This window comes from Camelimonas fluminis, assembly GCF_014656355.1.
Taxonomy (GTDB): Bacteria; Pseudomonadota; Alphaproteobacteria; order Rhizobiales; family Beijerinckiaceae; genus Camelimonas; species Camelimonas fluminis.
In genome coordinates, this window is the sequence record NZ_BNCG01000030.1 from 1 (window position 1) to 26,290 (window position 26,290).

21 protein-coding genes are annotated in these 26,290 nt (G+C 61.3%); 20 read left to right on the forward strand and 1 reads right to left on the reverse strand.

Features of this window, described 5'->3' with window-relative positions:
- The 20 genes from IE243_RS18780 to IE243_RS18875 all read left to right on the forward strand — a co-directional run.
- Positions 1 to 634, forward strand: a 634-nt coding sequence (locus tag IE243_RS18780) for a DUF3644 domain-containing protein (RefSeq protein WP_373301721.1), incomplete at its 5' end; no start/stop codon positions are given.
- Positions 635 to 1,019: 385 nt separating this feature from the next.
- The gene (gene trbB / locus IE243_RS18785; RefSeq protein ID WP_191320907.1) at positions 1,020 to 2,024 is read left to right on the forward strand and encodes a P-type conjugative transfer ATPase TrbB; all 1,005 of its coding nucleotides are present in this window, start codon (positions 1,020 to 1,022) and stop codon (positions 2,022 to 2,024) included.
- Entirely contained in the window at positions 2,021 to 2,353 is a 333-nt protein-coding gene (locus IE243_RS18790) for a TrbC/VirB2 family type IV secretion system protein (protein ID WP_191320908.1), read from the forward strand. Before trbB ends, IE243_RS18790 begins: the two co-directional genes overlap by 4 nt.
- A complete protein-coding gene (locus IE243_RS18795) occupies positions 2,353 to 2,634 on the forward strand; it encodes a VirB3 family type IV secretion system protein (protein WP_191320909.1) in 282 nt (93 codons plus the stop codon). Before IE243_RS18790 ends, IE243_RS18795 begins: the two co-directional genes overlap by 1 nt.
- 10 nt (positions 2,635 to 2,644) lie before the next feature.
- Complete coding sequence (gene trbE, locus IE243_RS18800; RefSeq protein ID WP_191320910.1) at positions 2,645 to 5,137, forward strand: conjugal transfer protein TrbE; 2,493 nt, start codon at positions 2,645 to 2,647, stop codon at positions 5,135 to 5,137.
- Entirely contained in the window at positions 5,134 to 5,916 is a 783-nt protein-coding gene (trbJ, locus tag IE243_RS18805; RefSeq protein WP_191320911.1) for a P-type conjugative transfer protein TrbJ, read from the forward strand. Before trbE ends, trbJ begins: the two co-directional genes overlap by 4 nt.
- A gap of 20 nt (positions 5,917 to 5,936) precedes the next feature.
- The gene (trbK-alt, locus tag IE243_RS18810; RefSeq protein WP_191320912.1) at positions 5,937 to 6,221 is read left to right on the forward strand and encodes a putative entry exclusion protein TrbK-alt; all 285 of its coding nucleotides are present in this window, start codon (positions 5,937 to 5,939) and stop codon (positions 6,219 to 6,221) included.
- Between the two features lie 6 nt (positions 6,222 to 6,227).
- Positions 6,228 to 7,592, forward strand: coding sequence for a P-type conjugative transfer protein TrbL (gene trbL, locus IE243_RS18815; protein ID WP_191320913.1), 1,365 nt, complete (start codon positions 6,228 to 6,230; stop codon positions 7,590 to 7,592).
- On the forward strand, positions 7,589 to 8,278 hold the full coding sequence (gene trbF / locus IE243_RS18820; RefSeq protein WP_191320914.1) for a conjugal transfer protein TrbF: 690 nt from the start codon (positions 7,589 to 7,591) through the stop codon (positions 8,276 to 8,278). Before trbL ends, trbF begins: the two co-directional genes overlap by 4 nt.
- Entirely contained in the window at positions 8,275 to 9,291 is a 1,017-nt protein-coding gene (trbG, locus tag IE243_RS18825; protein ID WP_191320915.1) for a P-type conjugative transfer protein TrbG, read from the forward strand. Before trbF ends, trbG begins: the two co-directional genes overlap by 4 nt.
- Positions 9,288 to 10,427: a TraB/TrbI/VirB10 family type IV secretion system protein gene (locus tag IE243_RS18830; RefSeq protein ID WP_210319910.1), complete on the forward strand. Its 1,140-nt coding sequence runs from the start codon at positions 9,288 to 9,290 to the stop codon at positions 10,425 to 10,427. The genes trbG and IE243_RS18830 overlap by 4 nt, the downstream gene beginning before the upstream one ends.
- A 2-nt stretch (positions 10,428 to 10,429) precedes the next feature.
- Complete coding sequence (locus IE243_RS18835; protein ID WP_191320916.1) at positions 10,430 to 10,660, forward strand: DUF2274 domain-containing protein; 231 nt, start codon at positions 10,430 to 10,432, stop codon at positions 10,658 to 10,660.
- A gap of 138 nt (positions 10,661 to 10,798) precedes the next feature.
- Positions 10,799 to 11,689 (forward strand): WYL domain-containing protein, encoded by an 891-nt coding sequence (locus IE243_RS18840; protein ID WP_191320917.1) that lies wholly within the window; start codon positions 10,799 to 10,801, stop codon positions 11,687 to 11,689.
- 2 nt (positions 11,690 to 11,691) lie between these two features.
- Positions 11,692 to 12,150, forward strand: coding sequence for a BREX-3 system P-loop-containing protein BrxF (gene brxF, locus IE243_RS18845; protein ID WP_191320918.1), 459 nt, complete (start codon positions 11,692 to 11,694; stop codon positions 12,148 to 12,150).
- A gap of 14 nt (positions 12,151 to 12,164) precedes the next feature.
- A complete protein-coding gene (locus IE243_RS18850) occupies positions 12,165 to 15,896 on the forward strand; it encodes a DUF6079 family protein (protein WP_244643259.1) in 3,732 nt (1,243 codons plus the stop codon).
- Between the two features lie 5 nt (positions 15,897 to 15,901).
- Positions 15,902 to 17,251, forward strand: a complete 1,350-nt coding sequence (locus IE243_RS18855; RefSeq protein ID WP_191320919.1) for a hypothetical protein — start codon at positions 15,902 to 15,904, stop codon at positions 17,249 to 17,251.
- 11 nt (positions 17,252 to 17,262) lie between these two features.
- A complete protein-coding gene (locus IE243_RS18860; RefSeq protein ID WP_191320920.1) occupies positions 17,263 to 20,037 on the forward strand; it encodes a DNA methyltransferase in 2,775 nt (924 codons plus the stop codon).
- Complete coding sequence (locus IE243_RS18865; protein ID WP_191320921.1) at positions 20,034 to 22,847, forward strand: DEAD/DEAH box helicase; 2,814 nt, start codon at positions 20,034 to 20,036, stop codon at positions 22,845 to 22,847. The genes IE243_RS18860 and IE243_RS18865 overlap by 4 nt, the downstream gene beginning before the upstream one ends.
- The gene (gene pglZ, locus IE243_RS18870; RefSeq protein WP_191320922.1) at positions 22,844 to 24,838 is read left to right on the forward strand and encodes a BREX-3 system phosphatase PglZ; all 1,995 of its coding nucleotides are present in this window, start codon (positions 22,844 to 22,846) and stop codon (positions 24,836 to 24,838) included. The genes IE243_RS18865 and pglZ overlap by 4 nt, the downstream gene beginning before the upstream one ends.
- Entirely contained in the window at positions 24,838 to 25,572 is a 735-nt protein-coding gene (locus tag IE243_RS18875; protein WP_191320923.1) for a hypothetical protein, read from the forward strand. The genes pglZ and IE243_RS18875 overlap by 1 nt, the downstream gene beginning before the upstream one ends.
- Here IE243_RS18875 and IE243_RS18880 read toward each other — a convergent pair.
- On the reverse strand, positions 25,554 to 26,147 hold the full coding sequence (locus IE243_RS18880; protein ID WP_191320924.1) for a HEPN domain-containing protein: 594 nt from the start codon (positions 26,145 to 26,147) through the stop codon (positions 25,554 to 25,556). The genes IE243_RS18875 and IE243_RS18880 overlap by 19 nt on opposite strands.
- Between the last annotated feature and the right edge of the window lie 143 nt (positions 26,148 to 26,290).

The following is a 26,290-nucleotide window of genomic DNA, read 5'->3' on the forward strand; positions in this document are numbered from 1 at the left end:
AGTCGATCTTCCTACATCAGCAATCAACGCAGAAGGTGGGAGCAGGACAGCGGTTACGAAGCTGCAGGCATGCTGCATCAACTTCAATGACACCATCAAGGAGCTGTTCGGACGCGAGTTTGCCTTGGAGAAGCGGATGCCGATCGCATTACAGTTCGTGACGTTCGACGGTGTGCAGCGACAGAGTCTGATCGCCACCGACCTGCCGGGCCATATCGCGACCGCCATGGACGGGTTTCATGCGGCCCTCTCTGAGGAAGAGCAGAAAGACCCAAAGTTCCGCTTCCGCGTCGCCTTCGTCCCGAAGCTCGCGAGCAAGCCCAGCAAAGCGGATCTCGCGATTGAATTCATCAAGCCCGGCTCACCGGAAGCAGAGGCCGTCGAGCGCGTTTTGTTGAAGGAGATCGAGCGTCCAAAATTCCTACCTAGCGAAATCGTCGCGAAGGTGCAGGCGGCAGGGCACGCCGGATTCAATATGTACGATCACACGAAGCTCTCGCAGCAGCTCGACGCTCGCAACGCCGGCAAGGGCTATGGCGTGAAGGTAGCGAACACTTGGTACTGGTATGAAAACTGGCTGGAAAAGGTACTTGAGAAAATCAACGAAGGCTGGACCCGGCCACCGAAAGTGTAGTCCGACGCCAACTATATTATTCACGTAATGGATCTGCGCCACGCCAAGCCACATATGGTAGCATGCAAATGGTGAGAACATACAATCGGATAGCGAAACAGCGGAAGCCGAAAGGGGACATCTTTGGTCCTAGTGGTGTCTTCCCCCTAGGGACTGAAAATCCAGAGGCTGAAGAGTGCCTCGAACGCAATCGGCCTGCGTTTTGTCTGCGGCCTCCAACGCTTGTACCTGCAGGATCCAGCAGACCGCACCCTACGCTTTTTCCTGTATTTGCACGCCAGGCTACGACGCCGTCAAGCAGGTGTTGAATCGGCCCTGTTTCGGGTTCTTTTAATCGTCCCCGTCGGGACAGGATCGTCTTGTCTCCGGCCAGAGCGGGGACACAATGGCGGCCTCTCACCACAGTAGCGAAGGACGCGCGCGCAGCTCGCGCATGCTGCGCACCGCGCTCGGGGGCACCATCACCCGGCTTCTCGATGATCCCGGCGTCGTCGAGGTCATGCTGAACCCGGATGGCCGCATCTGGGTCGATCGTCTCTCCGAAGGTCTTGCCGACACCAAAGAGCATCTTTCGCCCGCCGATGGCGAACGCATCATCCGCCTGGTCGCCCATCATGTCGGCGCGGAAGTTCATGCCGGGGCGCCGCGAGTCTCGGCCGAGCTGCCCGATAGCGGCGAGCGCTTTGAAGGTCTGCTGCCGCCGGTAGTGACGGCGCCAGCTTTCGCCATTCGCAAGCCTGCTGTCGCTGTGTTCACCCTCGATGATTACGTCGCTGCCGAGATCATGTCGGCGCGCCAGGCCGAAGCGCTGCGCCTCGGCGTTGCGGACCGGGCCAATATCCTCGTCGCAGGCGGCACCTCGACCGGCAAAACGACGCTGACCAATGCGCTGCTCGCTGAAATGGCGCGGACGTCGGATCGCGTTGTGATCATCGAAGATACGCGCGAGCTGCAATGTGCCGCGCCCAATCTTGTCGCCATGCGCACCAAGGACGGTGTCGCTTCGCTGTCCGATCTGGTGCGCTCATCGTTGCGTCTGCGGCCTGACCGGATCCCCGTTGGCGAGGTGCGCGGCGCCGAAGCGCTCGAACTGCTCAAGGCCTGGGGTACGGGCCATCCCGGTGGCGTTGGTACCATCCATGCCGGAAGCGCCATCGGCGCGCTGCGGCGCATGGAGCAGCTAATCCAGGAGGCGGTGGTCACCGTTCCGCGTGCGCTGATCGCCGAAACCATCGACCTTGTCGCGGTCCTGTCTGGCCGTGGCTCAGCGCGCCGCCTCGCGGAACTCTCGCGCATCGAGGGCCTCGGCCCGGACGGGGACTATCGCGTCGTGCCGGCCTGCGAGCCTTCCGCCGCCCATCCCGAAATCCTTGAGGAGCCCCAAGCATGACCCATGCCTTGCGCACCCTTCGTCGCCATTTGTCGCTTGCCGGCTCCGTCATCGTGCTCAGCATGATGATGGCGCCTGCAGCCCATGCTTCCGGTTCATCGATGCCCTGGGAAGCGCCGCTTCAGAGCATTCTGGAATCGATCGAAGGTCCGGTCGCCAAGATCATCGCGGTGATCATCATCATCGTTACCGGTCTCACCCTGGCCTTCGGTGATACGGCGGGCGGCTTTCGGCGGCTGATCCAGATCGTTTTCGGCCTGTCGATCGCCTTTGCCGCCAGTTCCTTCTTCCTCAGCTTCTTCTCATTCGGCGGCGGGGCGCTGATCTGATGGCGGTGGGTCTCGAACAGCTTGGCGAGGTGCCGGGCTTCATGGTCCCGGTCCATCGCGCCCTGACCGAACATATCCTGCTCGGCGGTGCGCCGCGTTCGATCGCCATCATGAACGGCACGCTTGCCGGAGCGGTCGGTCTCGGTCTGCGCCTCTGGCTGGTCGGTCTTGCTATCTGGGCAATCGGACATTTCGCCGCGGTCTGGGCGGCCAAGCGCGACGCGCTTTTCGTGGAAGTCGGTCGGCGCCATCTGCGCATCCCACCCTTTCTGGCGGTGTGAGGGCGGAGGCATGATGAACCTCGCCGAATATCGTAGCCGCAACGCCAGACTGGCCGACTATCTGCCCTGGGCGGCATTGGCCGCTCCCGGCGTGGTGCTGAACAAGGATGGTTCGTTTCAGCGCAGCGCAAAGTTCCGCGGCCCTGATCTGGATTCGGCCGTGGCGGCCGAACTGGTCGCGGTCGCCGCTCGCATCAATAATGCCTTCCGCCGACTGGGTTCGGGCTGGAGCATATTCGTCGAAGCGCAGCGCTTCGAAGCCGCGACCTATCCTGAAAGTCTCTTTCCCGATGCCGCGTCTGCCTTGGTCGACGCCGAGCGAAAGGCCGGGTTCGAGGAAGCCGGGGCGCACTTCGTGTCCAGCTACTTTCTGACCTTCCTCTGGCTGCCGCCGGCGGAAGACGCCGCTCGCGCTGAAACCTGGCTCTACGAGGGACGCGAGCAGTCTGGTGTAAATCCTCACGAATTGCTGCGCGGCTTCATCGATCGCACCGACCGGATACTGGCGCTGCTCGACGGGTTCATGCCCGAGTGCCGCTGGCTCGATGACGCCGAGACGCTGACCTTCCTTCACTCGACCGTTTCGACGAGCCGCCACCGCGTGCGCGTGCCCGAGACGCCGATCTATCTCGACGCGCTTCTCGCGGATCAGCCTCTCGCAGGAGGGCTGGAGCCGCGTTTGGGTGACCAGCATCTGCGGGTCCTCACCATCATCGGATTTCCGAGCGCAACAACCCCGGGTCTTCTCGATGAAATGAACCGGCTGGCGTTTCCCTATCGCTGGAGCACCCGCGCCATCCTGCTCGACAAGCTTGAGGCGACGCGGCTGCTGACCAGGATCCGCCGCCAGTGGTTTGCCAAACGCAAATCCATCGCCGCGATCCTCAAGGAAGTGATGACCAACGAGGCGTCGGCTCTGGTGGATACCGATGCTGCCAACAAGGCCGCCGATGCCGACCTGGCCTTGCAGGAACTCGGCGCCGATACCGCCGGCATGGCCTATGTCACGGCCAGTGTCGCGGTCTGGGATGCCGATCCGCGCATCGCCGACGAAAAGCTGCGATTGGTCGAGAAGGTCATTCAGGGTCGCGACTTCAATACCATGACCGAGACCGTCAATGCGGTCGATGCCTGGCTCGGAAGCTTGCCCGGACATGCATACGCCAATGTCCGGCAGCCACCGATATCGACGCTCAATCTTGCCCACATGATCCCGCTGTCGGCCGTGTGGGCGGGGCCGGAACGGAACGAACATCTCGCAGCGCCCCCCTTGCTTTACGGCAAGACAGAGGGATCGACGCCGTTCCGGCTTTCCCTTCATATCGGCGATGTGGGCCATACCCTGGTCGTCGGCCCGACCGGCGCGGGAAAGTCCGTATTGCTGGCGCTGATGGCGCTGCAGTTCCGGCGCTACGCGCGCAGCCAGATTTTCGCCTTCGACTTCGGCGGTTCGATCCGCGCCGCCGCGCTCGCAATGGGCGGCGATTGGCATGATCTCGGCGGCGGGCTGACCGAGGGGTCGGATGCTTCGGTCTCGCTGCAACCGCTCGCCCGCATCGACGAGCCGCACGAACGCTCCTGGGCCGCCGACTGGATCGGTGCGATCCTGCTGCGCGAAGGCATCGCCATCACGCCTGAGGTGAAGGAGCATATCTGGACGGCGCTGACCTCGCTCGCCTCGGCGCCCATCGAGGAACGCACCATCACCGGGCTCGCGGTGCTGCTGCAGTCCAGTGATCTCAAACAGGCGCTGCGGCCCTACTGCGTGAGCGGTCCCTATGGGCGATTGCTCGATGCTGAAACCGAACATCTCGGCTCAGCCGACGCCCAGGCCTTCGAGATTGAGGGTCTGGTCGGCACGGGAGCGGCGCCGGCCGTATTGTCGTACCTCTTCCACCGCATCGGCGACCGGCTCGATGGCCGCCCGACACTGCTCATCATCGATGAGGGTTGGCTGGCACTGGACGATGAGGGGTTTGCCGGCCAGCTGCGCGAATGGCTGAAGACGCTGAGGAAAAAGAACGCCTCGGTCATCTTCGCCACGCAGTCGCTATCGGACATTGACGGTAGCGCCATCGCCCCGGCCATCATCGAAAGCTGTCCGACGCGGCTGCTCTTGCCCAATGAGCGCGCGATCGAGCCGCAGATTACCGCGATCTATCGCCGCTTTGGATTGAACGACCGGCAGATCGAGATCCTGGCGCGGGCTACCCCCAAGCGGGACTACTATTGCCAGTCGCGGCGCGGCAATCGGCTGTTCGAGCTGGGTCTGAGCGAGGTCGGGCTCGCGCTCTGCGCTGCATCCTCCAAATCTGATCAGACCGCCATCGCGGGCATCCATGCCGAGCATGGAAGCGAAGCCTTTCTTGAGGCGTGGCTGCGTCATCGCGGCGTCGATTGGGCCGCTGACCTCATCCCCGATCTCACCAATCTCGCCGACCCGCCGGAATTGACGGAGCCCGCCGCGCTCGCTGGCGCGCCAGAAAAGGAGACCCACCCATGATCCGTATCCCCATTGCCCGTTTCGCCAGGAGGTCGACCGTTGCGTTTGCGCTCGCCGTGCCGGTCGCGCTTGTGCCCATCGCATCGAGCCCGGCTCATGCCCAGTTCGGGTTCGGGCGCATCGTCTATGACCCGACGAATTATGCGCAGAACGTTCTGACCGCCGCGCGTACGCTCGAGCAGATCAACAATCAGATCACCTCCCTTCAGAACGAAGCGCAGATGCTCATCAATCAGGCCCGCAACCTCGCCAGCCTGCCATATTCCGCGCTCCAGCACCTTCAGCAAAACGTGCAGCGCACCCAGCAGCTTCTGGGCCAAGCGCAGAACATCGCGTTCGAGGTCGGCCAGATCGATCAGGCGTTCGAGCAGCAATACGGCCAGATCTCGCTCTCTGCCACCGATCAGCAGCTGATCGCGGATGCGCGCACGCGCTGGGGAAACACCGTGGGCGGCCTGCAGGACGCGATGCGCGTTCAGGCCGGCGTGGTCGGCAATATCGACACCAACCGCGCCGAAATGGCCACCTTGGTTGGTCAGAGCCAGAATGCCAGCGGAGCGCTACAGGCAACGCAGGCCGGCAATCAGCTTCTCGCGCTGCAGTCGCAGCAGCTTTCCGACCTGGTCGCGCTGTTATCGGCCAATGGCCGGTCCGAAGCGCTGATCGAGGCCGAGCGCGCCACCGCCGCCGAGCAGGGACGTGTCCAGCGCGAGCGCTTCCTCACGCCAGGTTCGGGTTATCAGCCCGGCAATGCGCAAATGTTCGGCAGCGGCAATTAAGACGCTGGGGAGGGGTGGCCATGGACAGCAAAATGCTGGTCCGGCTTGGCGCGGTGATATTCGTCGCCATTGCTATTACGGCTACCGTGATCGAGCTGACGCGGCAGGAGGATACCGCACGCGTCAGGACCGCGCCGCAGCTTCAGCCCACGGCGGACCCTTTGCAGGCCATGCTCCGCCGCTGTCAGGGACTTGGCGAAGCCGCCACCCGTGATGCCGATTGCCTGTCGGCCTGGGCGGAATCCCGCGACCGCTTTTTGGGCAACACGCCTGCGCCCGCCGCGCCGCAACCGGGCGAGAGATAGCGACCCATGGGCGGAACCGGCGTCATCGACAATTTCCTGGGGGTCTTCACCAGCTACATCGATTCCGGTTTCGGTCTGCTTGGCGGCGAGGTCGCTTTCATCGCCACCACCCTGATCGTCATCGATGTGACGCTGGCGGCCCTGTTCTGGAGCTGGGGCGCCGATGACGACATCATCGCGCGCCTCGTCAAGAAAACGCTGTTCGTCGGCGTCTTCGCCTATCTCATCGGCAACTGGAACAACCTGGCGAAGATCATTTTCGAGAGCTTTGCCGGGCTCGGGTTGCAAGCCTCGGGCACCGGCTTTTCCGCCGCCGATCTCATGCGGCCCGGCCGTGTGGCGCAGACCGGTCTCGACGCGGGCCGCCCGCTGCTCGAATCCATCTCCGGCTTGATGGGTTACTGGTCCTTCTTCGAGAACTTCATCCAGATTGCCTGCCTGTTTTTCGCCTGGGCGCTGGTGCTGCTCGCCTTCTTCATTCTCGCCGTCCAGCTCTTCGTTACGCTGATCGAGTTCAAGCTGACGACCCTCGCCGGCTTCGTTCTGATTCCCTTCGGACTCTTCGGCAAGACGGCCTTCATGGCCGAGCGTGTGCTCGGCAATGTCGTTTCCTCGGGTATCAAGGTGCTGGTGCTTGCCGTCATCATCGGCATTGGCTCGACCCTGTTCGGCCAGTTCACCGCAGGCTTTGGCGGCGCCATGCCGACCATTGACGATGCCATGGCGATCGTCCTGGCGGCGCTGTCACTGCTCGGGCTCGGCATTTTCGGGCCAGGCATTGCGTCCGGGCTGGTTTCGGGCGGGCCGCAACTGGGAGCAGGATCGGCGGTCGGCACCGGCCTTGCCGCCGGCGGCATGATGGTCGCCGGAGGCGCTGCCACAGGCATGGCGGCGAAAGGCGGCCTAGCTGCGCTTTCGGGAGGAGCTGCCGCTGTCCGGGGCGGTGCGGCCGCCGCCGGCGCTGCCACATCCGCCTATAGCCTTGGCTCGTTCGGTCAGACTGGTGCGGCCGGGGTGGCGTCCGGTGTTGGCGGTGTCGCCCGGGCAGCGGGGTCGGCCGCTATATCGCCGTTGAAAAACGCCGTCTCCAGGGCTTCGCAAAGCGTGAAGTCCAGCTTCTCCGACGGTGCGCGTGCCGGCCTCGGTCTGACCGGAGGCTCATCCTCCACGGGCGGTCATGGTGGTGCGAGTGTCACTTCAGAGGCGCCAGGATCGTCCCCGCCGGCCGGTGGCCCGCCCGCCTGGGCGCGGCGGATGCAGCGGCGGCAGGCGCTCAGCCACGGCACCACCATGACCGCCCATGCCGTCCGCTCCGGCGACAGCCATGGCGGCGGCTCTTCCGTCTCCGTCTCCGAAAGTGACCGATCATGAGCTTGTTTAAACGCCCGGCCGCCCATTACGGCAAATCCCCCGAGCCTGAGACACCCTATCAGAAGGCCGCCCAGGTCTGGGACGAGCGCATCGGTACGGCCCGCGTCCAGGCGCGCAACTGGCGCTATATGGCATTCGGCTCGCTGATCCTTAGCGCCGGATTTGCCGCGGCTCTCGTCTGGCAATCGGCGCGAGGGACGGTGATGCCCTGGGTGGTACAGGTCGATAATCTCGGCCAGGCGCAAGCGGTCGCGCCGGCCACGGCCGACTATCGGCCGACCGATCCGCAAATCGCCTGGCACCTTGGCCGCTTCATCGAACAGGTGCGCTCAATTCCGGCCGATCCGATCATCGTGCGGCAGAACTGGCTGCGCGCCTATGAATGGACGACCGATCGGGGGGCGGCGGCCTTGAACGATTATGCCCGCGCCAACGATCCGTTCGCTCGTGTCGGGCGCCAGCAGATCGCCGTTGAGGTGTCCTCGGTTATCCGGGCCTCACCGGATTCCTTCCGCGTCGCCTGGATCGAGCGGCATTATGAAAATGGCCAGCTCTCCACCACCGAGAGATGGACCGCGATCCTCACCATCGTAATCCAGACACCGCGCGATGCCGAACGCCTGCGCGCCAATCCGCTTGGCATCTATGTCAACGCCATCAGCTGGTCGCGGGAGATGAGCCAATGATCTCCGCCATCCGTACATCCGCAAGTCCGGCTTTCCGTAAACCCGTATCGGCGGCCTTGCTGCTCGGCGCGACCCTGCTCGCGGGCTGTGCCACAAACCGAACGCCGCAGTTCAGCTACGACGCTGACGTGCCGCCGCTGCCGGCAGTCCAGGCCTCCGTCACCGATGATCGGCCGCGACCGCTGCACACGCCCCCTGGCTGGACCGTTGCGCGCGGCGGAGAACCTGCGAGCACCGCGGCCGGCCGCGTTGAAAACGCCAACGCTGCCGCGCGCGTCGAGCCGCGCCGCGCGGGCTATTACAATGCCATCCAGATCTACCCCTGGTCGCAGGGCGCGCTCTACCAGGTCTATGCCGCACCGGGGCAGATCACCGATATCGCGCTCGAACCAGGCGAAAGCCTGACCGGCGCGGGGCCGATTGCAGCGGGTGACACCGCCCGCTGGATTATCGGCGATACGATAAGCGGGTCGGGCAATGCCGCGCAGGTGCATATTCTGGTCAAGCCGACGCGGCCGGAGATTTCGACCAATCTTGTCATCACCACCGACCGGCGCACCTATATGATCGAACTGCGGGCTCGCGAGGCGCTCTATATGCCGGCGGTTGCCTGGGCCTATCCGGCGCCACCACCCGGGCAGCGCCAAACTGCGCCTGTCGCGCCGGTCATCCCCAAGGAAGCGGCGCGCAACTACCGCTACGGCCTGACCGGCGACAGCCCGCCATGGCGTCCTATCTCGGTCTTCGATGATGGCCGCCGCGTCTATGTCGTTTTCCCACGCGGCATCGTGCAGGGTGAGATGCCGCCGATCTTTGTTCTTGGGGCCGATGGCGAGCCGCAGATCGTCAACAGCCGCGTCCACCACAATATCCTGATCGTCGATCACCTGTTTGGTGCGGCCGAGCTTCGCCTTGGCAGCGGTGATCGCCAGCAGACGGTCCGAATCGTCCGCATCGAGCAAAGACAAGCTGCGGCCTCGTCCTCTTCTGCGACCGGAGGCGCCCCGTCATGACGGAAGCCACTACTCCCAAGGACGCCGCAGCTCCAATGCGGCTGCGCGCGGAGCCGCCCCGGGTCACCCGCCTGTCCCGCAAGATGCTCGCCGCTATCGGCGGTTTCGCACTTCTCGGCATTGGCGGTGCGCTCATCTACGCGCTGCAGACGCGCGATGCCGAGCCTGGAGGCGACGAGCTCTATTCTGTCGAGAACCGTCCGACGGCAGACGGGCTATCCGAACTGCCGCGCGACTATACCGGCCCGGTTCTTGGACCGCCCTTGCCGGGCGATCTGGGCGGTCCGATCCTCGATGCTCAGAACCGGGGGCAGCCGGTCGCGCCGCCCGCAATCACTGCGCCGGCCGTCGATCCCGAGGAGCAGCGCCGTTTGGCCGAAGAGGAAGCCGCTCGCACCAGTCGTGTGTTCTTTCAGACCGCTCCTGCAACTGGAGCCACACCGAGTGCGGCTGTATCCAGCCTTGCCGGCCTCGATCTTGGGGGCCTGCCTGCCGCACAGGACAGACACACCGCTTTCCTGAATGGTCCCGTCGATCGGCAGACAGTCGCCCTCGATCGCGTCATGGCACCTGCATCGCCCTACATCCTTCAGGCGGGAGCGGTGATCCCGGCGGCGATGATCACTGGTATTCGTTCCGATCTGCCAGGACAGATCACCGCCCAGGTGACCCAGAACGTCTATGACAGCCCGACCGGTAGCCTGCTACTGATCCCGCAGGGCACCCGCATCATCGGCGAATACGATGACGGCGTGACTTTCGGTCAGCGGCGCGTGCTGCTGGTGTGGAAAAGGCTGATCTTCCCCAATGGCCATTCGATCGTGCTGGAGCGCCAGCCTGGCGCGGACGCTTCGGGCTATGCCGGACTTGAAGACGGCGTCGACTATCATTGGTGGGATCTGATGAAGGCCGCCGGGCTCTCGACATTGCTCGGCATTGGAGCCGAACTCGCGACCAGCGACGAGGACCGGCTGATCCGCGCCATCCGTGACGGCGCGCAGGGCACCATCAATCAGGCCGGGCAGCAGATCATCCAGCGGCAGTTGCAGGTCGAGCCAACGCTCACCATCCGGCCGGGTTTTCCGGTTCGGGTAATCGTCACCCGCGACCTCGTGCTCGAGCCCTACAGGAGCTGATCATGGCGAAGTTGAAACTGGGTCCCATCGTCGAGGACAAACCCGTTAAGGTGACAGTGGCGCTGCCCGGGCCGCTCCATCGGGATCTGGCCGCTTATGCCGAAGTGCTGGCCCGTGAGAGCGGTCAAGCCGCGCCCGATCCGGTGAAGCTGATCGTGCCGATGCTCGAGCGGTTCATTGCCACGGATCGCGGCTTTGCCCGGGCCAGAAGGGGCTCCGCAACCACGTCCTGATCCCCGCGACCTGAACCGGCCGCCGACATTCGCCATCCCTCGTAGATTGACCTGCCCCTCAGATGGGGATAGTAACTCAACGGGTCACGTCGATATTCCCATCGGGTCTTTGTTGCTATCGACTTTGGGATGCTTGCGATGCCGGGGGGCAAAACGGTGCTGAAATGGGGCGTAGAGCGCCGGCTCGAATTCATTGAGTTTCGTCTTTATTGGGAAGGCGGGGTCAACCGATCCGATATCGTCGAGGCCTTCGACGTCTCGGTGCCGCAAGCATCGAAAGATCTGACGCTTTATCAGGAACGCGCCCCACACAATGCCGTCTACGACAAAAGCGCCAAACGGTACGTGGCGAGCGAGACGTTCCAGCCCTGCTTTTTAAAACCTGACGCCGCCCATTATCTCACGCAGCTTCGATCTGTTGCCGAAGGTATATTGCCTGCCGCAGCATCATGGATCGCACATTTCCCGCCCTTTAGCGGCCCACCTGTTCCCGCGCGGGATGTCACGAACGAAACGCTGCGGACCGTGCTCGGCGCCATTCGCGACAACCTCGCCATCGAGATCAAATATCAGTCGCTTTCGCGGCCGGAACCCCGCTGGCGCTGGATCGCGCCGCACGCCATCGGCTTCGACGGCTTTCGGTGGCATGCTCGGGCCTTCTGCTGCATCGACCAAACCTACAAGGATTTCCTCCTTGCTCGGATTGTCGACGTGCGTGGTTTCAAGCCCAGTGAAGTTGAGCCAGGTGGCGATACCGATTGGAACGAGGAAATCACGCTGGAGATCGGGCCGCATCCAGAGCTGTCCGATACGCAGCAGAGGGTTGTCGCTCTCGACTACGGAATGCGCGGCGGGAAAGCCAAGATCCCGGTCCGGAAGGCGCTTCTCTATTACGCGCTCAAGCGCCTGGGTCTGGATACTGACCCTACTGCAAGACGGCCTCAGGATCAGCAGGTTGTACTGCTCAACGGCGCCATACTCGGCGTGATCGCGCAGGCTCAGACCTTCGAGACGAGGATGGAGGGCTGACCATGATTGAGAAACTGGATCGCCTCGTCGACGATATCGCGAGTCTGAACAGCAAATTGGCACTCCTGATCGGTCCGCCTCGATCCGGAAAGAGCAGTCTGCTCATGCAGCTATCCGCGCGCAGGCGAGTGTCCGTGCTGAACATCGGAGCCGCTCTTTCTCGTGAATTGCTGGTAGTGCCGAGTACGCGAAGACATTTGCACGCAGCCGATCTGCTAAAAAACCTTGCCGATCACTTTGCCAGCAATGGGCTTTTGCTCGTCGATAATATCGAGGTCCTGTTCGATCGAACGCTGCAGCTCAGCCCGCTCGATATATTGAAGCGGCACGCTCACGCGCGTCGCGTCATCGCGGTGTGGCCAGGAGAGCTCCGGGAAGACCGGCTCTCCTACGCCACGACAGGACATCCAGAACATCAGGACTATGGCATCGACGGCCTGGTCCCATTCGAAATTCGTTGAAGGGGGAACACGGGATGCCGATGCGTTATGGCGATCTCATTCAATTTGAGCCGATCGAGTCCGTCATTCAGCTTTTGGACGCCAATCGCCCGGGCGAAGCCAGGAAGCTGGTGTCGACCTACGTCATTTCCGACGACATGGCCGAACGGATCGCCAAGCAGATGATCCCCCAGCTCTCGTTCGACGAGGCGGTTGACCACAAGGGCGTACTGGTTGTCGGCAACTACGGAACCGGTAAGTCGCACCTGATGTCGGTGCTCTCCCTGGTTGCTGAAGATGCCGAATATGTCTCGATGATCCGCCATCCCAAGGTGGCCGAGGCTGCGGGCGCCATCGCGGGAAAATTCAAAGTTCACCGGATCGAGATATCCAGCCAGATGTCCCTTCGGGACATCATCACCCAACAGCTTGAGGTGTTTCTCGAAAAGCACGGCGTCAGCTTTTCCTTTCCCTCGGCGGATAAGGTCATCAACAACAAGGCGGCCTTCGAGGAGATGATGGCGGCGTTCGCTGAGGTCCATCCCAATCATGGCGTGCTCCTCGTCGTCGATGAGTTCCTCGAATACCTGCGGTCACGCAAGGATCACGATCTGGTTCTCGACCTGTCGTTCCTGCGTGAGATCGGCGAGGTCACAAAGCACCTCCGCTTCCGGTTCGTCGCGGGCGTCCAGGAAGCGATCTTTGACAGCAGCCGCTTCCAGCATGTCGCCGACAGCCTTCGCCGTGTGAAGGATCGCTTCACGCAGATCCTGCTTGCCCGCCAGGACGTCAGCTTCGTAGTGGCGGAGCGCCTCCTGAAAAAGACGGCAGATCAGCAGAACAATATTCGCACATACCTTACGCCATTTGCGAAATTCTATGGCTCGATGAATGAGCGCATGGATGAGTACGTCCGATTGTTCCCGGTACATCCCGATTACATCGGAACCTTCGAGCGACTGGTGTTCACCGAGAAGCGTGGTGCGCTGGTTACGCTCCGCGATCAGATTCAGGCCATTCTCACCGATGAGGTGCCTGATGATCGACCGGGGCTGATCGGTTACGACAAATTCTGGGAAACGGTTACGTCAAACTCCGTGCTGCGGGCAGACCCGAACATCGGGCCGGTGCTCAAGGTCTCCGAGGTTCTGTCAGAGCGCGTAAGAAAGGCTTTCACCCGTCCGGCATACAGACCGATGGCGCTCCGCATCATTGACGGACTCTCGGTGCACCGCTTGACGACGGGCGGCGACATCTATGTGCCCGTAGGCCCGACTGCTGAGGAACTCCGCGACACGCTCTGCCTGTTTCAGCCGGGCATCGAAGAGATGGGCGGAGAGCCGGAAGCGGATCTGCTTTCGCTCGTCCAGACCGTCCTGCGGGAGACACTGAAGACCGTCAACGGCCAGTTTATTTCCAAAGCGCCGGACACTGAACAGTACTACCTCGATCTGAAGAAGGACGTCGACTATGACGCCCAGATCGAGAAGCGCGCCGAAGCCCTGTCGGATGATGCGCTCGATCGTGCGTACTACAGCGCGGTCCGCCAGCTGATGGAGCGCACTGACGACACAACCTACGTCACCGGTCATCAGATCTGGCAGTATCAGGTTGAGTGGCAGGATCACCGCGTGGAGCGCAGCGGGTACCTCTTCTTCGGCGCGCCCAATGACCGCCCAACGGCCCAGCCGGAACGCGACTTCTATATCTATTTTATTCAGCCATTCGAGCCGCCACGGTTCCGGGACGACCACAAGGCTGACGAGGTCTTCTTCCGGCTCAAAGGGCTCGATGATGCGATCCGGCGTCATCTCTCCTTCTATGCCGCCGCTCAGGATCTCGCATCAACCGCCAGCGGCGGCGCAAAATCCATCTACCTCGACAAGGCCAAAGATGCCCTGCGCGACATGAGCAAGTGGCTGCAGGAAAAGCAGATGACGGCCTACGAGGTCACCTATCAGGGCAAGAGCAAGACCTTGCAGGAGTGGACCAAGGGCGTCTCGTTGCGCGACAAGGCCCGTCTTGGCCCGGAAGAGCGGATCAACTTCCGCGACGTCGTCAACGTCATCTCCGGTCTCGCGCTGAACAACCAGTTTGCCGAGGTGGCGCCTGAATACCCGACGTTCTCCGCGCTCGTCACCGAGGCGAACCGGAAGCAGCTTGTCGGCAACGCCCTGCGCGCGCTGGCAGGCGGAAACCGGACCAAGGACGCCGTAGTCATCCTCGACGGCCTGGAGATGCTGGACGGCGATCGCATCGACCCCACACGGTCTCGCTATGCACAGGATGTCCTCGCTCGGCTGAAGGCGAAAGGCCATGGCCAGGTGCTGAATCGTGGCGAGCTGGTCAGCGGCGACGCCGACGTCGAGTATTTCGCGCCGATCAAGTTCCGCCTGGAGCCCGATCTGCTGGTCACCGTTCTGGGTGGGCTGGTCTATGCCGGCGACATCGTCCTGGCGATCACCGGCGACAAGATTGATTCCGGCAAGATCACGCTTCTCGCGGAAAGGCCGCTCGACGAGCTGAAGCAGTTCAAGCACGTCGAGGCGCCGAAGGAGATCAACGTCGCCGTTCTCCGCTCACTGTTCGAGATGTTGGGCTTGCCGCCCGGGCTCGCTCAGCAGGCAACACAGGGCTCGGACGAGCCGGTCAAACTGCTCCAGGAGGAGGTCGGGAAGCTGACGCGGCGCGTGCTCAGCGCCGCCACGGACATGTCTGGTCGGCTGAGCTTCTGGGGTCAGCCGTTGCTGCGGGAAGAAGAGATCCGGGACTGGCGCACCAAGCTCGATGCGCTCAAGGCCTTCTCGGAGAGCCTGGCCCCCTACAACACGGTTGGGAAGCTCAAGAACCTTCGCATCGGCTCTGACGATATCGCGGCCCAGAAAAAGAACCTCGAGGTTCTGCAGGCTGTCGAGGGGATGCTGGAGTTGGTCGCCGAGCTCGGTACCACGGCCAGCTATCTGTCGCAGGCCGAGATGGTTCTGTCGGCAGACCATGCTTGGGTGCGCCAGGCGCAGGAAGCTCGGAAGCAGGTCCTCGACAAGCTCGCGGCAGATAGGACCGCACAGCATGCGGCCGAGTACCGGCAGACGCTGGCCAAGCTGAAGAAGGATTACATCACCGCCTATGTCGGACTGCACAGCAAGGCGCGGCTTGGGGTCTCGGAAGAGAAGACGAAATCCGCGCTGCGCAAGGATCCGCGGCTGATCGCCATGCGGGCGTTGGCTGGCATTTCGCTGATGCCGACCAGCCAGCTGACGAGCTTCGAGGAGAAGCTGGACAAGTTGAAGAGCTGCGCATCGCTCGTCGAATCTGAGCTTTCGGCCAGCCCCGTCTGCCCGCACTGCGGCTTCCGGCCGGCGAACGAGCAAGGCGACCTGCTTCCGGCTGCGAACGTCCTGAAGCAGCTCGATGACGAGCTCGACCGGCTGATCGATGGCTGGACGCAGACCCTGCTCGACAACCTCGACGACCCGATCATCCAGGAGAACTTCGATCTCCTGAAGCCAGCCGCTCGCGGCCTGGTCGATGGCTTCATATCGTCCAAGAGCCTGCCGGATCCGGTCACGCCCGAGTTTGTCGCCGCTGTTCAGGAGGCGCTGTCTGGGCTGGAAAAGATCAACGTCAGCAGCGCGGACATCAGACAGGCGCTCCTGCAAGGCGGCTCCCCGGCGACGCCAGAGGACCTGCGCAAGCGCTTCGAATCCTTCCTGAACGACCGCTGCAAGGGCAAGGACACCACCAAGCTGCGCTTCGTGGTGGAGTGATGTCCATGTCCATCCAAGCTGTCACGGACATTGATGTTCTCGCGCTAGCGGTTCGGGACCGGGAGTCTCGCCGACTGGTCGAGGAAGCTATCACTGCATATCGCGGAGGAGCTCTGCGCTCCGCAATCATGTCCGTCTGGATCGCGGTCGTGCACGATGTGTTCTCCAAGGCTCGGGAACTGGCTAGTCAGGGAGACGCGGCTTCCATTGCGTTCATTGGGAAGCTCGACAATGCGATCGAGCACAAGAATATCGTGCAGATGCAGGCACTGGAGCGTGAGCTACTCGATACGGCCAAGGACGATCTGCAGCTCGTCACACCCCATGAGTTTGAAACGCTCCGGCGGATCCAAGAAGACCGCCACCTTTGCGCCCACCCGGCCTTCATCACCGAGGATGAGTTATTTCAGCCCTCTCCTGACCTCGTCCGATCGCATCTTGTTCACGCCCTGCAGTGCCTACTGATTCACGCGCCGCTTCAAGGAAAGAGCGCACTCAACCGCTTCAAGGCAGATGTCCTCAGTCCATCGTTTCCGTCGACCGAGGACGGCATCAGGACATTCGTATCGGCCAAATACCTGAACCGCTCCAAAGATGCCTTGGTGGCGAACCTGATCAAGGTTCTGCTCAAGGCGCCGTTCCTGGAAGGTGAAGAGGAACTGCTCAGAAAGAAGCGACAACTTGCATGGACGCTTAGCGAGGTCGCCGTGAAGAAGACGCGAATTTTCGAAGAGATCGCCCGACCGTTTGTCGGCCAATTCTTTGATGGCGTGGGTGACGGTCGGCTTCTGAATATCTGCACCTTCATCGGCGCCGAGCCGCAGCTTTGGGGCTGGCTAACCGATCCCGTCAAGCTGCGTCTTGTACGCCTCATCGAGGAGTGTTCGATCGAGGACTTGAAGGAGCATCTGGTCTTCGATGCGTTCGCGATTCCTGAGCTGGCCGACACGCTGTTGGCAAAGTTCACGAGCTTTGCGGCGCCCGAGCGCATACAGCTCCTGTCCGACAATCCCTGCCGGGAGTTCGTGCCGTTCGGTATCGATATCTACGCAACCGCCGGCAGCTATCGCGACGCGGAGAGGCTTGGACAGACGGTTGTGATCCCTCTCGCTCCGCATTTTGGGGCGGATGACATCGGCCGTTTGCTCGATGCGGTGCTCGGCAACAGCCAGATTTCCTACGCTTCGGGGACGGCGGATGTCCTGCTGGAGGTGTTCAAGCTGGCCTCAGCGGCCTTGCCGACATCGCGAGACCACTGGCAGCGCTTCGTGGACGAGATGACCGCTCAGCATGGCGGCAAGACCGACACACCGTACTCATATCCCAGCATTCGCGCGAAGCTAGACGCTGCGTAAAGGTGACACCAATGAACGACCTTCTGAACCAAAAATCCGGAACGAAGCAGCCAGGCGAAGTGGAATGCCTAGGCATAACTTTTCCGAGCGAGGAGGCGCGGCGGGAGCACTTCTTGGGGCTTTTGGCGGAGAGGCTGAAGGATCCGGCTTTCCGAAGCCAGGAAGGATTTCCGCAAGGAGCGGATGACGCGATCCTTGCGATGTCGGACCCGCCCTACTACACGGCGTGCCCGAACCCGTGGTTGACCGATTTCGTTCAGCATTACGGACAGGCTTACGACCCGACCAAAGAGTACGCCCGCGAACCGATGGCTGTTGACGTTTCCGTTGGGAAAAGTGACCCGGTCTACAAGGCGCATTCGTATCACACCAAAGTTCCGCACCTGGCAATAGTTCCGTCTATTCTACACTACACCGAGCCTGGCGATGTTGTTCTCGATGGGTTCGCCGGCTCCGGGATGACGGGTGTAGCGGCCCAATGGTGTGCAGTTGCACCTTCACAGTATAAGGCAAAGATCGAAAGCGAATGGAAAGCCTCTGGAATGGCGGCACCCAAGTGGGGCGCGAGGCCGACAATTCTTTCCGACATATCTCCAGTCGCAACATTTATTGCAGACAATTACAACCACACCCTCGACATTGAAGCATTTCTTCATGAGGCAAATCGAATATTTTTAGAGCTGGAGACTGAGTACGGCTGGATGTACTCAGTTCAGGACGGTTCGCGAACTGGAAAGATCAACTTCACGGTTTGGTCTGAAGTGTTTCACTGCCCTGAGTGCGCCGGTGAGATCGTATTTCACGATCACGCACTGGATGAGTCCGGGCGTGTCAAAGACTCAATTATTTGCCCCCACTGTAGCGCTGACTTGGGAAAGCGCGACTTGGAGCTCGCTTTCGAGACAATTCGCGACCCTGGGACGAAACAGGAAAAGCAGCGCCCAAAGCGACGCCCCGTTTTGATAAATTACACGAGCGCAAAGAAGAAATCCGAGCGGCAGCTCAACATAGATGATTTAGACATCATCAAGCGTGTGGCTGATCTTCCATTTCCCACCAACGCACCCACGATTGAGTTTCCCGACATGCAAATGACCCGGGTAGGCAGGATGCGGACAACCAAGGTTCAGAACATTCATGACCTATTTTTGCCGCGCTCACTGCAGGTACTGTCGGCCTTTTTTGCAAAAGTTCGAGAGATAAACAATGCAGACATAAGAAAAGCTCTCACAATTATTGCCCAGCACCAGTTCGTCAACGCATCGATTTTAAATAGATATCGCCCAGCGTCGTCCTTCGGAAACTCGCCGCTCACGGGCGTTTTCTATGTATCGTCACTTGTGGCGGAAGCTAATGTAATCGATCTTCTGCGCGGAAGCATTAACCGCATCAAGAGAATGGAGAAGACGTCTTGGGGAAAAGGAAGAGCATGGGGAAAAAATGTCTTTGTGACGACGTCGAGCGCCACGAATATCAGTGGCATTCCCGGTGAAACAATCGACTACATTTTTACTGATCCTCCATTCGGAGAGAACATCTATTACTCTGATCTCAATTACCTGACTGAATCCTGGCATGGAGTGATAACTGATCCATCTCGTGAGGCGATCGTAGATCGCGTGAAAGGTAAGGGCATTCCAGAGTATCAGAGGTTGATGCAGGGGTGCTTTGCAGAATTCTATAGAGTTCTGAAGCCCGGGAGGTGGATGACTGTCGTCTTTTCGAACAGCCGCGCATCGGTTTGGAATTCAATTCAAGTTTCACTACAGCAGGTTGGCTTTGTTGTCGCGGAAGTGTCTACCCTCGACAAGGTTCATTTGACCTTTCAACAGGCAATGTCGCCAAACGCCGTTAAGCAGGATTTGGTTATATCCGTCTACAAACCGAATGGAGGATTGGAGCAGCGGTTATCGGAGAGGGGTGCCGCACCAGAGTCTGCGTGGGATTTTGTCCAGACCCACCTGCGGCAACTTCCTGTTTCCAAGCAAAGAAATGGTTTGCTGGAAGTTGTCGTAGAGCGGGACGCTCGTCGCATCTACGACAGGATGGTCGCTTGGTTCGTGCGCCATGACTTCCCAGTACCGCTTTCGACCGAAGAGTTCCTTGATGGGCTGCGCAATCGCTACCCTGAGCGCGACGGCATGGTGTTCCTGCCTGAGCAGGTCACCGAATACGATCGCAAGCGGGCCCAGGTCGCTCAGGCGCCGCAGATGGAGCTCTTCGTTTCGGACGAACGCTCGGCGATCGACTGGCTTACGGACTTCCTCCGCAAGCGTCCTTCGTCTTATCAGGAGGTGCATCCGGAGTTCACGACCCAGCTTGGTGCTGGCTGGCGGAAGCACGAAGAGAAGCCGGAACTCTTGGCGCTGCTCGCCGACAACTTCCTCCGCTACGACGGGAACAGCGATGTACCGAGCCAGATCCACAGCTACCTGTCGACAAACTTCAAGGATCTGCGCGGTCTGGAGAAGGAAGACCCGCGGCTGAAGGCCAAGGCGAAGGACCGTTGGTACGTCCCCGATCCGAGCAAGGCGAAGGATCTGGAGCAAAAACGCGAGCGGTCGCTGCTAAAGGAATTCGAGAGCTACAAGTCTGCGCCCGGCCGAAAGCTCAAGGAGTTTCGGCTCGAGGTGCTTCGTGCGGGCTTCAAGGCCGCGTGGGGCGCTAAGGACTACAAGACCATCATCGGCATCGCCCAGAAGATCCCCGAGGAGGCGTTGCAGGAGGATGAGAAGCTGCTCCTCTGGTACGACCAGGCGCTCACCCGCATGGAGGCTGATGCGTGACGCATGCGGACAGCGGACATGGCATCGGCGCGTGGTGCTGGCATGAGAGGCATGCCGCACCCTGCCGTGTCGTTGACCGGGAGGAGATCTGGGGCGAGACCGCCTATCGGGTCTGGCTGCCCGGCAAGGACGCTGTCGTCCGCGCCCGCTCGCGCGATCTGAGTCCGCTCGACGCGGTCCAGCCGACGGTCGATCAGATCCTGCACACCGCCGCGGCGGCAAAGCTTCTCGACGCGCTGGAGGACAACCTCCTGCTGGCGCCGATCCAGTCGAGCGTCGTGCCGCTGCCGCACCAGCTCTACGCGCTCAACCGCGCCATGAGCCGGGACCGCATCCGCTATCTGTTGGCGGATGAGGTAGGTCTGGGGAAGACCATCGAAGCCGGTCTCATTCTGCGCGAGCTGAAGCTGCGCGGCATGGCGAAGCGGATTCTCGTCGTGGCGCCGAAGGGGCTGGTCCGGCAATGGCAGGCCGAGATGCGGCTGCATTTCGGCGAGAACTTCCAGTTTATCGAACCCGCTGAACTTTCAGCCTTCCGCCAATGGCGAAGCGACGAGGAGAACCTCTGGCGGCTGCATGATCAGGTGATCTGCTCGCTTGACTCGGTGAAACCGCTCGAAGGTCGCCGCGGCTGGAGCCTTGAACAGCTCAGCACCTATAACCGGGAGCGTTTCGAAGATCTGATTTCGGCATCCTGGGATCTGGTCATCATCGACGAAGCCCATCGCATGGGTGGCAGCACGGATCAGGTCGCGCGCTACAAGCTGGGCGCGGCGCTGGCGGAAGCAGCACCGTACCTGCTTCTGCTGTCCGCAACCCCGCACCAGGGCAAAACAGATCAGTTCCATCGGCTGATGCAGCTGCTCGACCGGGACTCCTTCCCGGACGAGAGCAGCGTGTCCAGCGAGCGGGTGGGCCCCTTCGTCGTGCGCACGGAGAAGCGCGTCGCCATCGATGCCGAGGGCAAGCCGCTCTTCAAACCGCGCATGACCCGCCTCCATCCGGTGGCTTGGCAGGACCGTCATGCGAGCCAGCAGAAGCTCTACGAGGCTGTCACCGAATACGTCCGGCATGGCTACAACCAGGCCATGGCGGCGAAGCAGCGGCACATCGGATTCCTGATGATCCTGATGCAACGGCTCGTGACATCGAGCACGGCTGCCATCCGAGCGACACTCGAAAAACGTCAAGCCTTGCTGGACCAGCCGCAGCTTCAATCATCCTTGTTCGAGACAGCCGACGTTGACGAGTGGGCTGAGTTGGACGGGCAGACCCAGGTGGATTTCGCCATCCAGGCCAAGGGCTGGGAGATGGAAAAGGCCGAGGTCGACACGCTGCTCGACCTGGCCCGCGCCACGGAGGCACAGGGGACGGACGCCAAGGCTGAGGCGCTCCTTGAACTGATCTACAAGCTTCAGCAGGAAGAGAACGATCCTGAGCTGAAGGTGCTGGTCTTCACCGAGTTCGTGCCTACACAGGCCATGCTTGCGGATTTCCTCGAAAGCCGCGGCTTTTCTGTCGCCACATTGAACGGGAGCATGGATCTCGAAGCCCGAACCCGGGCGCAGCAGTCATTCGCCCGCGATATCCGCATTCTGATCTCGACGGACGCTGGTGGCGAGGGTTTGAACCTCCAATTCTGCCACGTCATCGTAAACTTCGACATGCCGTGGAACCCTATGCGGGTCGAACAGCGCATCGGTCGCGTCGACCGTATCGGGCAGCCGCACGTCGTGCGCGCAATCAACTTCGTCCTGGAGGACACAGTCGAGCATCGCGTGCGCGAGGTTTTGGAGACGAAGCTCGCGATCATTGCCGAAGAGTTCGGCGTGGATAAGGCTGCCGACGTAATGGACTCGGTCGAAGCAGAGCCGCTGTTCGATGAGCTCTTTGTCCAGGGGCTCCAGAATCCAGACGCCATCGAAAGCGAGTGCGACGCGGTTGTGTCACAGCTTCGGTCGACCATCGCTGAAAGCAAGAAGAGCAGCGAACTCCTGTCCGATGAGCACCAGCTTGATGCGGACGATGCGCGCAAATGGAGGGACCACCCGGCACAGTTCTGGCTAGAGCGGGCGATCACGACCGGACTACCCGCGCGCGGCGGGGACGCCGTCAAGGAAGCCGATGTTTGGCGGGTGCGCTGGGTAGACGGCAGCGAGTCGGCCAAGGTTTGCTTCGACGCGAGGACAGCCGAGGAGCGGCCCGACGTCGAGTGGGTGACGCTTGAAGATCCTCGCGCTCGGGCAGTGATCAGCGATCTGCCGCGTTGCGTTTCGGGTCAACCGCTTCCTGCCGTTCGGATTGCCGGTCTTCCGGAGGGCGTCCGGGGCGTATGGTCGCTCTGGGAGATCAGCCTGTCCGCCGATGATTTCAGCCGCCGGCGTTTCCTGTCCGTCTTCGTGAGCGACGAAGGGCGGACCTTCCTGCCGACAGCGAAGCGGATCTGGGATCTCCTTCTGACGGAACGGGTCGAGAGCGTCGGAGCCGTCACCGCCGCAGATGCAAATGGCTGCTTTGATCGCTCGAAGAATGCCGCGCTCGCCCAAGGTGAGCGTATCTTTGCGGATCTGGTGGCGGAACACGGGGCCAGAATCCAGGAAGAACGCGAACGTGCCAAATACGCATACGACGTGCGGCACCAGGCCATTGGCCGGGTCGGGCTCCAGACAGTCCGGGACTACCGCCGCAAGCGTCTGCGGGCCGATCATGATACCCGCATGGCGCAGCTCGATGCCGCCGAGGCCTACACGCCCGATCTGAATGCCGTTCTCCTGTTGCGTGTCGGCGGACCAGGACCGGCTGCATCATGAGCGCCTGGACCGATCGCATCCTGCAGGAGTTTCCTGCCGATCTTTCTCGCTTCTGGATTGCCTGCGATCCTGACGATCTTCTGCTCGATGAGCGCATTCTCCACGAACTTCGGGATCGGGGCTTCGAGGTTCTGCCATTCGAAGATTCCATCGCTTTCAGGACGGAATATGAGGAGCGTTATCGAGCCGCTTGGGACCGGGGCGAAGAAGGACCGGCACACGCGCTTATTCTGCAATTGCGTGGAACCGATCTGAACGCGCTGCCCTGGGACTACGTCCGGATGGGCCGCAAGGTCAGCCTGAGCCTAGCCGACCTGTTTCCGAGGTTGAGCTATGGCGTCATCCGGCAAATGGACTCCGAGCACCATGAAACCCTGTTTCTGGCACACAACAGACACGCCACTCAGCCGCTGGGAGAAGGAGCGACCAAGGACTTCATCCTGACCCATATCTTCCGCATCAGCCCTTACCTGCTCAGCAGGCCCGAGGACTTCTGGCGAGAGGTTTTGCGGCTCCATTACCGCGGCGCAGGGCTGCCGGAACTACTCGCTAGGCATGTTGAGGGGATCTTGAAGGACTCCCGCCTTGGCGACCTGCCTATCGCGGAGCTGCTCTCGTCCAAGAGCTATATGGTGCGCGCGGTGCAGGATGCCTGGGGCCGCTTCTTGTCGCAGTATGGGATCCGCAGCGATCGCCGCCCGATCGACGAGACTGTTGAGGCATTGCCGGACGTCTCAGTACCGTTTGAACATCCCGACGTCAGGGTCATCATTGACACCATGTTCCTCGAAGGGGCCCTTCAGCCCGTCGGTGCACCGAGTTCAACGGCTGATTTGCCAGACTGGGTCAAAGTTGGTCTGGTTGATGACCCCCACGCACTCAGCAAGCTTGTCTCCGCAGGTGTGCAGAAGATCGCCGCCGACCTGCCCACGGTTGAGGCAACGCATCGCGATTGGGTGGAAATGGCGCGTCGGCTCGGAGAGGTGATCTCGCGCTTCAACGGACTGAACGCGGGAGTGGCCGAACCCATAGAGCAGCAAGTCCGCACTTTGCAGCGTGATGCGGATGAGCGGTTGAAGGATTGGCTTTTCCAGCATTTCGCCGACCTGCCGTCGCTTCCTGCGGCAAAGGGCCCGGTGATGGTTCATCACGTGCCGCGGTATCTGGCCTTACGTCGGAATGCCGGCGAAGAACGGGTGGCTCTCTTGGTGTTCGACGGGTTGGCCATGGATCAATGGATTCAGATCCGGGAGCATCTGGCCGCACGCGTGCCCGGTTTCTCAGCGGAGGAAGGTGGGTGTTTCGCGTGGCTGCCAACGTTGACCTCTGTGTCACGGCAGGCCCTATTTTCGGGTCTCAAGCCCAGAGAGTTTGCGAACTCGATCGAAACGACGGCACGGGAACCGTCTTTGTGGGACCGCTTCTGGCAGGAGAATGGCCTTCGCAAGTCAGAGATCATTTATCAGAAAGGTCTGAAGCGCAACGAGCAACTGGCTGAACTGCAGGAAGCCATCTCCCGGCCGGCTACGAAGGTTGCCGGAATCGTCGTCGATATGATCGATGAGATTGTCCACGGCGCGATGTTGGGGAAGCGCGGTATCGCCGGACAGATCGGTGCGTGGTGCGATACGGGTTTCGTCGAAAAGCTATTCCTGCTCCTCGCCGAACAGGGATATGTGATTTACCTCACTGCCGACCATGGCAATGTCGATGCTGAAGGCATTGGTCGTCTTAGTCAGGGCGTGGTTTCCGAACTCAAGGGCGAAAGGGTTCGAGCCTATCGCAGTGAAACTTTGGCATCGTCGGTTCCAGCCGACATTGATGCCTTCCGGTTCGATAGTCCCGGCCTACCGCCGGACTTCTTGCCGCTATACGCGGGTACGCGCGGCGCCTTCGTTCCGAAAGGTGACCAGATTGTCGCGCATGGGGGGATATCAGTCGAGGAGCTCATTGTTCCTTTTATAAAAATAAACATGCCGAAAGCGATTTGATGAGTTCGCCGTCCCCGCAAATTGGATTTGATCGTTTCATACAGTTGGATTGGGCCGCTACTGCCCTCCGCATCAGAGCAGGTATAGCCACGCTTGATGACCTTGAGGCGATGCTCGATGCCTCGCACGCCGGCATAGCGGCCAAGAAGAAGACCAGGACCGTGCTTAACCGCCTGTGGTTGGACCCTCGGCCCGACCTGATCGGTTTCGCCGATCGCGGTGTAAAGCTCTATCGGGATGCTCCGGATATTTCCGTTCCGGTGCTCACGTGGGGCATGGCCCTGGCTACCTATCCGTTCTTTGGAAAAGTGGCGGAGATTGTTGGCCGTCTGGCCGCACTCCAGGGGGATTGTACCTCCGCCGAAGTCCATCGGCGCATGGCGGAGATCTATGGCGAACGAGAGGGCACCCGTCGCATGACAAATATGGTGCTGCAATCTCAGGCGGACTGGGGGGCAATCGTGCGGACCGACAAAGGCAAGCGGATCGTGCTTGGGAGGCCCACCGATTTGGGCGCATTGCCGGTGGCGGCCTGGATCGCTGAAGCTTGTCTGCGGTATTCTGATCGCGCGTTGCCGGTCGCGACTCTTGCTTCCCACCGTGCGCTCTATCCGTTCAGCCTCGGCGATTCGATTACCTATCTCCTTTCCCAATCGCCGACAGTCGAGTTGCGGGTCGATAGCGCGAGCAATCAGATTGCATCGCTCGTCGACGTTCAGGGAACGACCGGATAGAAGGGCTTGCCCCAGTCCTTGTCGGGATTGTCCATCATCAGATCGGTGAAGACCGGCATCAGGAAGCCGAGGATCGCGGCGCCATCGCGGACCTGGGTGCGGTTAATGCCGCTGTTCCACGTCGAGCCGCCATGAACGAGTTGGTTGCGCAGCACGTATAGCCGGTCGAAGACGAAGCTGAGCACGCGCTTGGTGTCGCCGCTCTGGATGGCCTGCGCGAAGGCGCGCGAGGAGGCTTTGAAGCGCTCTTCCCAGTCCTCGAAGCCGACAATCCCGTTATGGTGCTGCCAGAACGGATTGAAGACGTAGCGGTTCTCCATCAGCAGCCGCACCGGTCCCGAAAAGCGCTGCCAGATCGCACCGTAGATGCGGCGCTGCTCGTCGAGCGCGATCAACTTTCCGAAGAAATCGGCGAAGGCGGCGCGCTCGCCCGGCTGGATGGTCTGGAATTCGCCCTCGTCGGCATAAGCGGCGTTGAACGCGATCCATAGGAAGATGAATTTGGCGTCGTCGTCGGTCCCGCAGGCCTCGGCGCGGCCGATCCAGCTGATAGCGCGATGGACGCGCAGGCCCATCGTTTCCGGAAAGCCGTCGCGGATCGCGCGTTGCTTGGTTTTCAGTTCTGCATGGGTGAGGCCCGTCTTTGTGGTCATTCCGCTTTATGGCGCGACAATCTGGATGCGACGCGCGCGACAATCAGTGTGAGATTCTACGTCGC

Coding starts and splice junctions, on each gene's coding strand:
- IE243_RS18840 (WP_191320917.1), top strand. CDS start 10,799: ATGCCGGGGGGCAAAACGGTGCTGAAATGGGGCGTAGAGCGCCGGCTC.
- IE243_RS18850 (WP_244643259.1), top strand. CDS start 12,165: ATGCCGATGCGTTATGGCGATCTCATTCAATTTGAGCCGATCGAGTCC.
- IE243_RS18880 (WP_191320924.1), bottom strand. CDS start 26,147: ATGGGCCTGCGCGTCCATCGCGCTATCAGCTGGATCGGCCGCGCCGAG.
- trbJ (WP_191320911.1), top strand. CDS start 5,134: ATGATCCGTATCCCCATTGCCCGTTTCGCCAGGAGGTCGACCGTTGCG.
- IE243_RS18860 (WP_191320920.1), top strand. CDS start 17,263: ATGAACGACCTTCTGAACCAAAAATCCGGAACGAAGCAGCCAGGCGAA.
- trbB (WP_191320907.1), top strand. CDS start 1,020: ATGGCGGCCTCTCACCACAGTAGCGAAGGACGCGCGCGCAGCTCGCGC.
- trbL (WP_191320913.1), top strand. CDS start 6,228: ATGGGCGGAACCGGCGTCATCGACAATTTCCTGGGGGTCTTCACCAGC.
- brxF (WP_191320918.1), top strand. CDS start 11,692: ATGATTGAGAAACTGGATCGCCTCGTCGACGATATCGCGAGTCTGAAC.
- trbG (WP_191320915.1), top strand. CDS start 8,275: ATGATCTCCGCCATCCGTACATCCGCAAGTCCGGCTTTCCGTAAACCC.
- IE243_RS18795 (WP_191320909.1), top strand. CDS start 2,353: ATGGCGGTGGGTCTCGAACAGCTTGGCGAGGTGCCGGGCTTCATGGTC.
- trbK-alt (WP_191320912.1), top strand. CDS start 5,937: ATGGACAGCAAAATGCTGGTCCGGCTTGGCGCGGTGATATTCGTCGCC.
- IE243_RS18855 (WP_191320919.1), top strand. CDS start 15,902: ATGTCCATCCAAGCTGTCACGGACATTGATGTTCTCGCGCTAGCGGTT.
- IE243_RS18835 (WP_191320916.1), top strand. CDS start 10,430: ATGGCGAAGTTGAAACTGGGTCCCATCGTCGAGGACAAACCCGTTAAG.
- IE243_RS18875 (WP_191320923.1), top strand. CDS start 24,838: ATGAGTTCGCCGTCCCCGCAAATTGGATTTGATCGTTTCATACAGTTG.
- IE243_RS18830 (WP_210319910.1), top strand. CDS start 9,288: ATGACGGAAGCCACTACTCCCAAGGACGCCGCAGCTCCAATGCGGCTG.
- trbE (WP_191320910.1), top strand. CDS start 2,645: ATGATGAACCTCGCCGAATATCGTAGCCGCAACGCCAGACTGGCCGAC.
- pglZ (WP_191320922.1), top strand. CDS start 22,844: ATGAGCGCCTGGACCGATCGCATCCTGCAGGAGTTTCCTGCCGATCTT.
- trbF (WP_191320914.1), top strand. CDS start 7,589: ATGAGCTTGTTTAAACGCCCGGCCGCCCATTACGGCAAATCCCCCGAG.
- IE243_RS18790 (WP_191320908.1), top strand. CDS start 2,021: ATGACCCATGCCTTGCGCACCCTTCGTCGCCATTTGTCGCTTGCCGGC.